General features: G+C 55.4%; 6 protein-coding genes. 2 read left to right on the top strand and 4 right to left on the bottom strand.

Annotated features, from left to right (window positions below; translation table 11 throughout):
* Positions 1-248 precede the first annotated feature (248 nt).
* On the bottom strand, positions 249-1,460 hold the full coding sequence (locus ACI3K0_RS21490; RefSeq protein WP_404946219.1) for an MFS transporter: 1,212 nt from the start codon (positions 1,458-1,460) through the stop codon (positions 249-251).
* Positions 1,461-1,628: 168 nt separating this feature from the next.
* Between ACI3K0_RS21490 and ACI3K0_RS21485 the strand changes: the two genes are divergently transcribed.
* Positions 1,629-2,180, top strand: a complete 552-nt coding sequence (locus tag ACI3K0_RS21485; protein WP_404946218.1) for a TetR/AcrR family transcriptional regulator — start codon at positions 1,629-1,631, stop codon at positions 2,178-2,180.
* Between the two features lie 301 nt (positions 2,181-2,481).
* Here the strand turns inward: ACI3K0_RS21485 and htpG are convergent, their stop codons facing one another.
* On the bottom strand, positions 2,482-4,374 hold the full coding sequence (gene htpG, locus ACI3K0_RS21480) for a molecular chaperone HtpG (RefSeq protein WP_404946225.1): 1,893 nt from the start codon (positions 4,372-4,374) through the stop codon (positions 2,482-2,484).
* A 686-nt stretch (positions 4,375-5,060) separates the two neighbouring features.
* Here htpG and ACI3K0_RS21475 point away from each other — a divergent pair.
* Entirely contained in the window at positions 5,061-5,246 is a 186-nt protein-coding gene (locus ACI3K0_RS21475) for a hypothetical protein (protein WP_148144982.1), read from the top strand.
* 24 nt (positions 5,247-5,270) lie between these two features.
* On the opposite strand, the gene ACI3K0_RS21470 is transcribed toward ACI3K0_RS21475, so the two are convergent.
* Positions 5,271-5,801, bottom strand: a complete 531-nt coding sequence (locus ACI3K0_RS21470; protein WP_404946217.1) for an acyloxyacyl hydrolase — start codon at positions 5,799-5,801, stop codon at positions 5,271-5,273.
* Between the two features lie 235 nt (positions 5,802-6,036).
* Positions 6,037-6,204: a hypothetical protein gene (locus ACI3K0_RS21465; RefSeq protein ID WP_404946216.1), complete on the bottom strand. Its 168-nt coding sequence runs from the start codon at positions 6,202-6,204 to the stop codon at positions 6,037-6,039.
* Between the last annotated feature and the right edge of the window lie 75 nt (positions 6,205-6,279).

Raw genomic sequence — 6,279 nt, 5'->3', positions numbered from 1 at the left:
GCACCGGACGAATTGCAGGAATGAAAGATGTCGAAAGGAAATCTAAAAAGATGTCGCGTTAGCAACACGGCAACGAAGAAACTCGTTTAAAATCCGCTTGACCGGATGCAGGCGATTAGACAACGGAATCGAACCGCTGACCCGTTGTTACTGCGCGCCAATGGGAGACATGGCTCCGCATTTCGGTCGCGGTCGTGTTTCGGCCCCATCGCTGCAACGATAGGACCGATCCATGTCTTCGTGAAGCGTCAGTGTCCCCCCACCTTTGCGTTGGAGGTGCGTGCACCCGAAGTAAATCCGCGCGCGCGTCCGGACCAGGCGATCAGAAGGGCGATGACGAGCAGAAAGGTTAGTGCCCAGGGAAACGCCGTGGGTCCATACGCATCCAAAAGAATACCGCCCATGATTCCGCCACCTGCGATGGCGCCATTCCAGGCGACGACGTTCATCGACAATGCAACGTCTGCACCATCACCCGCGGTGTCTGCCAGTGCGGTTTGCAAGAGCGTTGCAGCGCCGCCAAATGTCAGGCCCCAAATGGCAACGCCACCATAAATGACCCAAGGTGACATCGAAACAATCCCGAAAAGCAGGGATACCAGCCCGAAGGCGGCTAGACTGGCCAGCACGGTTGCTCGCAGGTGACGGTCGACCAGCTTTCCCGCCATCCAGATGCCGATGAGCGCGGCCAATCCAAATACCAGGAGAACAAGGTCGACCCGATCCCGCATCCCGGCCGACTGAACGAAGGGTGCGATGTAAGTGTAGAGAATGTTGTGAGCGAGCATCCATGCGACGACAACGGAAAGAACCGGTCGAACGCCGGGGGTTGAAAATACCCGAAACAGGGGCAGTCGATCGCCCTTCTTCTGGCCTGGATAGTCCGGCACTTTCATCACGACCCAGCCGATCAGAATCAACGTCAATATCGACATGATCCAAAAGGCGGTTCGCCAGCCGACCTGCGTACCAAGCCATGTCCCCATCGGCACGCCGAGCGACAGCGCGATCGGCGTGCCTACCATAGCGATCGCCATCGCCTTCCCCTGTTGATGTGAAGGGACCATGCGTCGCGCATAGCCCGCCAATAGGCTCCAGGCCAGACCAGCTGCAACGCCGGCGAAGAAACGTGCGACCAAGGTAAGTGTGTAGTTGGACGAAATTGCTGTAACAGAGTTGAAGATCAGAAACCCAATGATGGTGGACAGCAGGACTGTCCTGCGCCGCCAACTGCTTGTGGCAATGGTCAAAGGTATCGCCGCTAGCAGCGAACCGAGGGCGTAGACAGTCACCATCTGGCCAGCGAGGGATGGAGAAACGCCCAAACCCTCAGTGATTTGCGGCAGTAGCCCCGCGGGAAGCGTCTCTGTGAGAATGCAGATAAAGCCAGTCATCGCCAATGCGAGTAAGCCAGCAACCGGCAATCGTTCGGTATCATTTTCAACTTCGGTAGTTTTCATTGAGTTCGTGCACCTTGATATATGGATCAAGCAGTCCAGATATCTGCACCAAACACGCTTGGCAAGATATTCTGGATCGAGTAGTGCAGAATAAATTTACGGAGGCACGATATGGCTCGAACTGGGCGGCCAAGGGCGTTTGACAGAAACAAGGCACTGGATGCCGCGATGATCCTATTCTGGGAGCAGGGCTATGAGCCGACCTCTCTCAATCAACTGAAAGCCGCGATGGGAGACATTTCTCCGGCTAGTTTTTATGCGGCCTTCGGGTCTAAGGAAGCCCTCTTCAACGAGGTCGTCCTTCGCTATCAGGCCTCCTACGGGCGCGTAACTGCAAGCCTAAAGAATGAGGCTCGGCCACCACGCGAAGCTATCGAGACGGCTCTGAGGCTTTCAGCAAGGATGCAAACCGACAAGACGCACCCGCCAGGATGCTTGATGATCCTTGGAGCCAACAACTGTGCGCCCGAAAATCGGCACGTAGATGATGTGCTTGTAGCCGACCGGATGCGAAATCGTGCGGGCATCGAAACCTGCATCAGGCGTGCAGTCGATGCAGGAGAGCTTGTCAGCACCACGAATGTACGTGGGTTGGCGACCCTGTTTCATACTTTTCTGATGGGTATCGCATTTGAAGCACGGGACGGTGCTGATGGCGGCGATATCAACGAAGCTGTGACAGCACTGATGCAGATATGGGATCGGCACATGGCGACGTGAGAGTGGCCTGGTCAAAGGGGCGGTACTGGATGACTGCTTCGGGGCGACTGCAAACCAATTGTGTTTAGCTAAGCACTTGAAGGGAGCCGAACCACCGGCCCGTAATTCTCGAACAATCAAAGACTAAGATATTCTCTGAAAATCAGTTGCTAGTGCATCGATTTCGGACGGCGATGAACTAGGGTCTTAGACCAAGAACCCAGTCTATTCCCGAAGATTGCGAACATCGGTGGTCACGCACACGATCTTATCTTCTGAGGCTTTTGGCGAGGCAGCCAACGACCACCTCGCCTGGAACCATTTAATTGCCGTGCCCGATCGCACGCCCGAACAACCTGGCCTGCCGATCGGCGAACGCGCGGGGATTGGCCGGTTTATCCCCGTCGAGGATGCGGGCCTCGTCAAGCAACAACCACGCCGCATCCTCGCGGAAGGACTTATCGTTGATCGATGCGATGCTTGCAACACGCTCGCTCGTTGCATTTATCTCCAGGATTGGCTTCGATGCTGTCTGCAACCGCCCTGCCCCTTGGAGGAGCTTTTCGAGCTGGCGATCGGGCCCATGTTCCGACGCGACGAGGCACACCGCGCTTTCGGTCAACCGATCGGAAACGCGCACATCATCGACCTCGTCACCAAGGACACTTCGAGCGAAATCGATAAATGCCCCGACTTCGGGAGAAGCTTGCCGACCAGCTTCATCAGTGCCGCCATCGCCGGTCACAGCGTTCAGATCGGCAAGACCCTGGGTAACCGATTTAAACGGCTTGCCCTCGAAATCGGGGGCGCTGGGTGGCCAGAAACTGTCTACGCCATCGGTAAGCAGAAGGACTTCGATACCTTTGGCTCGGAACCCTTCAAGGTGCGGCGACGACTTGAGTTGATCCAGGTTGGAGCCGCTAATGTAATAGATCGCCGACTGGCCTTCCTTCATTGAAGTCAGATAGTCGGCCAGGCTCCGAGTTGCCTCGCTGGACGCCGTACTACGGAAGCGCGACAGTTTCAGCAACTGCGAGCGCCGCTCAAAGTCGTCGTAAATACCTTCCTTGAGAATGGGTCCGAACAGGTCCCATACCTTGGAAAACGTCTCGGCTTCGCCTTCGGCCATCTTCTCCAGAGCGGACAGTATCCGGCTCGTTACGCCCTTTTTGATAGCGGCAAGCACGGGACTTTCCTGGATCATTTCACGGGAAATGTTGAGTGGCAGATCCGTGGTGTCGACGATGCCACGCACGAACCGCAGGTAACGCGGCAGTAACTCGGCTTCGTCGGTTATGAAGACGCGCTTCACGTATAGCTTCATCCGGCCCTGTCGGTCCGGATCGAACAGGTCAAATGGTTGGGAGCCGGGGATGAAGGCAAGCGTTGTATATTCGTGGCGTCCCTCAGCGCGGAAATGCACGTTTGCAAGCGGCTCATCGTACTGGCCCGAGACGCTCCGATAGAAATCGTCGTAATCCTGCTTGGATATCTCGCTCTTTTGCTTTACCCAGAGCGCTGCACCATCGGACACCTGTGACGGTTCGGCGCCCTCTTTGTCAACGAGACGTATAGGAATAGGCACGTGGCCGGATTGTTCACGGATAATCTTCTCGACGGTCCATTTGCTGGCGTATTTCTTCGCATCGTCCATGAGATGTAGCACGACACGCGTACCGCGCGCTGGTGCTTGCCCGACATCGACACCGACGATGTCATAGCTTCCCTTACCGTCGGATGACCATTTCCAGGCTTCGCCCTCGCCGGCACGGCGGGATATTACATCAACCCGATCAGCAACCATGAACGAGGAATAGAACCCGACGCCGAACTGTCCGATCAGTTCAGCCTTCTCCCCAGCTTTGGCCGCCTCAAGCCGCTCCATGAACGCTTTTGTCCCCGAGCGCGCGATCGTGCCAAGCGCGTCGATCATCTCGTCGCGGTTCATGCCGATGCCGTTGTCCTCGATAACGAGCGTCTGCGCCTCCTCATTAAGCGTCACCAGAATTCCCGGCTGGATCCCATCGGAAGAAAGCTGCGGCTTCGAGATCGACTCATACCGCAGCTTTTCGCAGGCATCCGCCGCGTTCGAGATCAATTCTCGGAGGAACACGTCTTTGTCCGAGTAAACTGAATGCACCATCATGTGCAGGAGCCGGCTCACGTCGGCTTCAAATACGTGTTGCTCGGGCTGCCGCTCTTCTGCTGTCGTCATTGATATCTCCATCCTACTGAAATCGCCGGACAAATGGTCTCTAATGCATCAGAATTCAAGAGCTGACTGCCGCGTGGCGCCGACAGGAATGACGTCCTGAACAGCTTCCTCAGATGAACCGGGCAGAACTCTATCTTTCTGCAAACATCGCAGTAAGCCTCTCAAGCGGTGTTGCTACATGACAGGCTCGACAAAGCAGACGCGGAGACGGCCATTCTTCCCGACGGCATAAAGGAAGACAAGCCGCATATGACGCTGTATGGCAGTGGTCGCGGATGGTCTGTAAGCAGTAGGGGGCGAACATTTCAGGATTGCACTTGTGCTGATTTCCGATAATCGGAGGAGCGTTTTTTCAGCCCTAATGCCCGAATCGAGTGACGTTTGGACTATTCTCTGCAGACCGAAGTTATACTCTCAGTCACGCCCGCCCTTGGCCATTGGGCTACCGACAGACCAAGGAGGCGCTATCTTCCGCATGCATTGCGAGCTGTCATTCAAGATATGGAAAGCGGTTGGATTACGGCCTTCAAAATCACTCTGCCGGATGAAGGCGTCATTAGCGATGTCGCAGAAGCAAAACAAATATTGGCTTGCTTGCAGCAGCTCTGAAAAAAGCGCTATCGAACCGGCTTGAGGGATTCCTCAACTTCAATGGATTGTCTTCTCAACCTTGTAAGGAGAAGACGATGTCGATTGAGCAGCCCACCGTTGAGCAGTTGACCGAAGTTCTGGACCTGATCCACGATATCGCAGCGAAAGCGTCGTCGGAAGACGACATTCCGCCTGTCGTCGAGGCCGCTCTCGATAAGATTACCGCTTTGGCTCGGTACAAGTTCAATGTGACGGATGATAAACCTTCTTCGAGCTCGTGATTCCTCACTGGTGCCGAGACAACCTTAGAATTTGACCCCTATCGCGAGACCGGCGTGGGTTATGCCATCATTTGGTCCATCGCAGATGTTGGCGTGGGACGAGTGATCCGCGGTCGCCATAAGGCTGACTTTTTCCTTGACTTTCACACCAAGAACAACGTTTTCGCGGAACAGAAGCCGGCAGCCGAGCCGAGGGCCGTCTCCGCTTTCCAAACTGCCATTGTGGACAGTCCCTCCGATCCCAGCCTCCGCGAAGAATGTCTCGCCGATCGGCAGATGCCAATTGACGCCTACATAGATCTGATCAGTTGCGGAGGCTCCACCAGAGACACCAACCTGCGCCCTTGGCGAAAGCACTTTGTTTAGACCGTCTTCTGAACTATCGAATGGAGCAAAGAAGACTTCCGCAGAGCCGACAAATCCTCGATCCTTTGAGGAGTCGCTGTCAATAAGACCGCTTCCCCCAAATCTTATCTCGTCAAAGATTTCGCCAGCCTGGCCATGAATCGACGAAAAAAGGAGCGGAACAATTGCCGCCGCAAATATAAGTCTCATCCTGCAATCCCTCGAATCACCCGCGCCGAGTATTTCCGAGCCGTTTAGGTTTGTCACGAAGCGGGGACTGGGGCGGTGCTCTTTATCTTGCGCTGCAACTGACCAATCGATCTTCAGAAGGTAAGAGGTACTCCTTCAGCCCGTATGTTTGTTAGCTTCTAATGGCTGCCGCCGTGAGGTGCAGCATCATTTGGTTTAACCAAAGCGATGCGGCCGTAGGAACCGGATGACGTCTCTAGTCTAAAAAACCAAGATGCGAGGTGGCTTTGTCGAGCAAAGCGACGCTGATCGCACTCGCCGCGTTCTTTGGAACGGTAACGGCGACGTGGCGCGTGCTTTCGATCTGCGTCAGGCCGGGTCCGTAGGGCGCGACAGGACGGTCGGGCTGATGGTGGAGCAACATGTCGGCCTCCTCGCTTGGAGCCGGGGACGTACACTCGCGTCGGCCTCCGGTCATAGTGTTTCATTACGGCAAAAT

The organism is Rhizobium sp. ZW T2_16 (genome assembly GCF_044987325.1).
In the GTDB taxonomy this organism is placed as follows: domain Bacteria; phylum Pseudomonadota; class Alphaproteobacteria; order Rhizobiales; family Rhizobiaceae; genus Neorhizobium; species Neorhizobium cellulosilyticum.
The sequence above is the reverse complement of the archived record's forward strand: the minus strand, read 5'-3'. Positions and strand labels throughout refer to the sequence as shown.